This window comes from Mesorhizobium sp. M7A.F.Ca.CA.002.05.1.1 (assembly GCF_003998335.1).
In the GTDB taxonomy this organism is placed as follows: Bacteria; Pseudomonadota; Alphaproteobacteria; order Rhizobiales; family Rhizobiaceae; genus Mesorhizobium.
In genome coordinates this window covers 1-4,664 of record NZ_RZQI01000462.1, presented here as the reverse complement: position 1 = coordinate 4,664, position 4,664 = coordinate 1, and the positions used below count along the sequence as shown (strand labels likewise).

Annotated in this window: 4 protein-coding genes; 1 reads left to right on the top strand and 3 read right to left on the bottom strand. The window is 65.2% G+C overall.

The features are described 5' to 3' along the window. A partial coding sequence (locus EN939_RS21550) for a DsbA family protein (RefSeq protein ID WP_127269587.1) occupies window positions 1-529 on the bottom strand: 529 nt, incomplete at its 3' end. Window positions 530-660: 131 nt separating this feature from the next. Between EN939_RS21550 and EN939_RS21545 the strand changes: the two genes are divergently transcribed. After that, the gene (locus EN939_RS21545) at window positions 661-1,578 is read left to right on the top strand and encodes a LysR family transcriptional regulator (RefSeq protein ID WP_127269586.1); all 918 of its coding nucleotides are present in this window, start codon (window positions 661-663) and stop codon (window positions 1,576-1,578) included. Window positions 1,579-1,590: 12 nt separating this feature from the next. On the opposite strand, the gene EN939_RS21540 is transcribed toward EN939_RS21545, so the two are convergent. Beyond that, a complete protein-coding gene (locus tag EN939_RS21540) occupies window positions 1,591-3,207 on the bottom strand; it encodes a GMC family oxidoreductase (protein ID WP_127269585.1) in 1,617 nt (538 codons plus the stop codon). Then, window positions 3,204-4,664, bottom strand: a 1,461-nt coding sequence (locus EN939_RS21535) for an FGGY-family carbohydrate kinase (RefSeq protein WP_164751126.1), incomplete at its 5' end; no start/stop codon positions are given. The genes EN939_RS21535 and EN939_RS21540, both read right to left, overlap by 4 nt.

Below are 4,664 nucleotides of genomic sequence, written 5' to 3'. Positions count from 1 at the left end.
CGGCATGCAGGCGCTGGAACAGCGCACGGCCACGGCCAACCAGATCGCGGTGAGCCGTCAGCAATGTTTCGGTCGGCGCCTTGAGCATTTCGGCGGCGTCCGCCATGCCGGCGGCGGCGAGCACCTCGGCCACACCGCCGATCGTCACGACATCGCGTCCTTCTACATAGCGCGCATGCTGGATCGTCTTCAGCACCGCAAGCCGGCGGCTGGGATCTTCCAGGCCAGCGGCACTGATGCCGAGTGTGGCGGCATGTGAATCGAGCAGGGTCCCACGGACATTGAGGACATTGTGCCGGTAGGCCGGCGTGAAGGATTGTCCGGTCAGGCGCTCGATGCGCTGGTCGTTCGCCCAGGCATGCGCCGCAAAGCCTTCATCCATCGGACGCGCGCCGGCGCCGGAAAACAGGCCGGTCGGCAGCAGTTCGACGTTCAGGCCGGCGGCCGACAACCGGTCGAGCATCGGAGTGGCGCCATAGCACCAGCCGCAGAGCGGATCGAAAAGATAGGTCACTTCTGAATTGCTCATAGTCGCTGCCATTCCTGCCCGGCCACCGGACTCGTCGAGGCCGTCGCTCATATGTGGCAGACGGCAGCCTTGCGATAAATGGCGCCCAATTATACAAACTGTCTGATCTGATCATACAAAGGGCAGCCAGCTTGGCCGAACTTCTGAACCTCAATCGGCTCGCCTACTTCACCACGGTCATGGAAACCGGCTCATTCACCGCCGCGGCCGACCGGCTTGGCGTCGCCAAGGCCGTGGTCAGCCATCAGATCGGCAAGCTCGAAGAGGAGCTGGGCGCAACGCTGCTGCAGCGCACGACCCGGCGTGTCACGCCGACCGAAGAGGGCCGCCTCTTCTATGACCGCGCGATGATCATCCTGCGCGAAGCGGAGGCGGCCTATGGCGAAATCTCGCGCGGAGCCGTCGAACCGAGCGGAACGCTGAGGCTGACGGCGCCACTCGACTACGGCACCAAGATCGTGGCTCCGGTCATGGCCGCCTATCTCAGAACCTACCCGCATATGCGCGTCGAGGCGATCTTCGACGACGCCGTCAGCAATCTGGTGGACGAGCAGATCGATCTCGGCATCCGCGTCGGCTGGCTCACCGATTCCTCGAACCAGGCGCGGCGCCTGGGGACGATCCGGCAGATCGTGGTGGCGAGCCCTGGCTTCGCGGCGAGCCTGCCGCCCGACGTGACGCCGCGCCAGGCAAGATCGCTGGCCTGGGTCGGCAACACCCAGTTGCGAGGCATCGGCCAATGGCTGTTTTCCAGGGACACTGAGACGGTGCTGACCGAACTCAATCCGGTCATCATGTGCGACAAGAGCCCCGCCGCCCTGGCTTGCGTGCTCGTCGGCATCGGGCTCGGCGTCTTTCCGGATTATAGCGTCAGCGACGATATCGCCGAGGGGCGGCTGGTGCCGGTGTTTGCCGACTGGAGCCTGCCGTCAGGCGGCATCCACGCGGTCTTTCCGCCGGCCCGGTTCCGGCCCGCCAAGGTGCGCACCTTCGTCGATCTGCTCGCGGCGGCCGAGAGACGGCGATCGCGCGGTGTTGCCGCGGCTTGAAGCCGATGGCGGTCAGCGGGCCTCTTGCAGGATCATCTCGGCTGCCTTTTCCGCGATCATGACGACCGGCGAGTTGGTGTTGCCTGAGACGATTGTCGGCATGATCGAGGCATCGACCACGCGCAGCCCGCCAAGCCCGTGAACACGCAGGCCGTCGTCGACCACCGCCATCGTATCCGAACCCATCTTGCAGGTGCCGACGGGGTGGAAGATCGTCGTGCCTATATCGCCGGCCTTGCGGATGAGCTCTTCATCGCTGTTATACTGCGTGCCGGGCAGCATCTCTTCCGGCGCAAAGCGCGCCACCGCCCGGGCCTTCATCAGGCTGCGGACATGGCGCAACGACGCGACGGCCACGCTGCGGTCTCCCTCGGTGGAAAGATAGTTCGGGCGGATCTTCGCCGCCTCCCGCGCGTCGGATGAACCCATATGTACGGTGCCCCGGCTTTCGGGGCGCAGATTGCAGACCGAGACGGTGACCGCGGGAAAGCGATGCAGCGGCTCGCCCAGACGGTCGGTGCTCAGCGGCTGCACATGGTATTCGAGATCGGGGGTTGCGAGACGCGGATCGCTCCTGGCGAAGATGCCGAGCTGGCTCGGCGCCATCGACAGCGGCCCGCTGCGCTTGAGCGCGTATTCCAGCCCCATCGACGCACGGCTGACCAGATTGTGGTAGCGCTGGTTGAGCGTGGCGGTGTTGGCGACCTTGAAGACGGTGCGGATCTGCAAATGGTCCTGCAGATTTTCTCCAACGCCCGGCAAGGCGTGACGAACATCCACGCCGATGCTCGAAAGCAGGTCGGGGCGGCCCACCCCCGACAGCTCGAGCAGCTTCGGCGAGTTGATGGCGCCGGCCGCAAGGATCGTCTGTCCAGCGCGGACCTGGTGCAGGCGGCCGCCTTGGCGGAAAACCAATCCGGTGACGCGCCGGCCGTCGAATTCGAGCCGTTCGGTCTCCGCGCCGAGCACCACGCGCAGGTTCTTGCGCCCCGCTATACCACGCAGGAACGCCTTCGACGTGTTCCAGCGCACGCCCTTCCTTTGGTTGACCTCGAAATAGCCCGAGCCTTCATTGGTGCCGGTGTTGAAGTCTTCGGTGCGCGGAATGCCGAGTTCCTCGGCCGCGTCCCGGAAGGCGTCAAGGATCGGCCATGAAAGCCGCTGCCGTTCGACCCGCCACTCGCCGCCGCTCCCGTGCATGGCGCCTTTGCCGCCGTGATAGTCTTCCGATTTGAGGAAATAGGGCAACACGTCATCCCAGCCCCAGTCGGCATTGCCGGCCTGACGCCAGCCATCGTAGTCGGCTGCCTGGCCGCGCATGTAGATCATGCCGTTAATCGATGAACAGCCGCCAAGCACCTTGCCGCGCGGATAGTTGAGGCTGCGTCCATTGAGACCGGCTTCCGGCTCGGTCTTCATCATCCAGTCGGTGCGCGGGTTGCCCATGCAGAAGAGATAGCCGATCGGGATATCGACCCAGTGATAGCGGTCGCTGCCCCCGGCCTCGAGCAGCAGCACATTGTTGCGCGGATCGGCGGAGAGCCGGTTGGCGAGCACGCAGCCGGCGGAACCGGCGCCGACGATGACGTAATCGTAATTGCCGAACGGGGACGGTGGATCTTCGGTCACGTGCGCGCCTGCTGTCCGGCGATGCGCTCCCACATCGGGGTCATCGCCTGGTTGATCTCGCCGTACAGTCGATACCGTCCCGCATATGCATCGGCAACCGCCTCGTTGGGTACAAAATGTCGGGCGGCCGCCGTCATGGCGGCGGCACCTGCGCTGTAGTCCGCGAAAATGCCGACGCCGGTGCCCGCCGCGATCGCCGCTCCCAGCGCGCCGGTTTCGCGGCTGCGCGCCACGGTGACGGGCACGCCGAGCACATCGGCGAATATCTGCGGCCAGACGCTGCTGCGCGAGCCCCCGCCCGACAGCACCACCTGGTCGAAATCAGCGCCCGCTCTGTGCAAGGTCTCGACATGGCGCTTATGCTCGAAGGCAACGCCCTCGAACAGCGCACGCAGCAGATGGGCTCGGCTGTGCCAGCCGGCGATGCCATAGAAGCCTGCGCGCGCATGGCCATTCTGCTGCGAGCCGTAAAGGAAGGGATGATAGATCGGGATGTCGCTGTTCGGATCGACGGACGCCACCAGTTCGCTGCACAATTCGAACGGCGACTTGCCGGCTTCGCCACCATGTTCGAGGAATTCGCGAACGATCCATTCGAGATTGGCGGCCGAGGTGGCACTGGATTCGATCGCCAGATAGCGCTGGCGGTCGAAAGTCGACAGCATGAAGATCGAAGGGTCGCGGATCGGTTCGTCGGTAATGACCTGGTTGATGCTCCAGGTCCCTGCGATAACCGATGCGGCGCCGGTTCTGGTCACGCCCGAACCGACCGCGCTGGCGACGACATCGAACAGCCCGGCGACGACCGGCGTGCCGGCGCGCAGTCCCGTCAGGGCCGCCACCTCCGCGCTCACATGACCGGCAATGTCGGCCGATTCCAGCACTGGCGGCAGCAGGTCCATGCAATCGCCGAGCCCATAGGCGGCAAGCAGGTCCGGCTCGTAGCGGCGGTCCTGCATCTGCAGCAGGCCGCAGCCCGACATGTCTGAAGTGTCGCTGCTGCGCGCACCAGTCAGGCGGTTGACGACGAAATCCTTGCACAGGAACACAGTTCCGATACTGGCGAACAAAGCCGGCGAAAAGCGCTTGAGCCAGGCAAGCAAGGTAGGCGTCTGCGCCGCCCACGGCCGTTGCAGGCAATGTGCATAGGTGCGGCCGCCGACATTCTGTTTTGCCCATTCGGCGACGATGTCGACCGCGCGTGTGTCGAGCGACTGGATGCCGATCAATGGCGCGCCCGTGCGATCGAGCGCGTAGAGCCCGTTGCCATGACCGGCGCAGCCGATGGCGACTATCTCGCCGGCGTCGATGCCGGCTTCAGCGATGCATTGGCCGATGACCGAAACCGCGTTGCGCCAGAGTTCGTCGAGATCGCGTTCGACATGCCCGGGCTTTGGCATGGACGAGCGGCCGTCACGGGCGGCGAATGCCAGTTCGCGGCCGGACAAGTCGAAGAG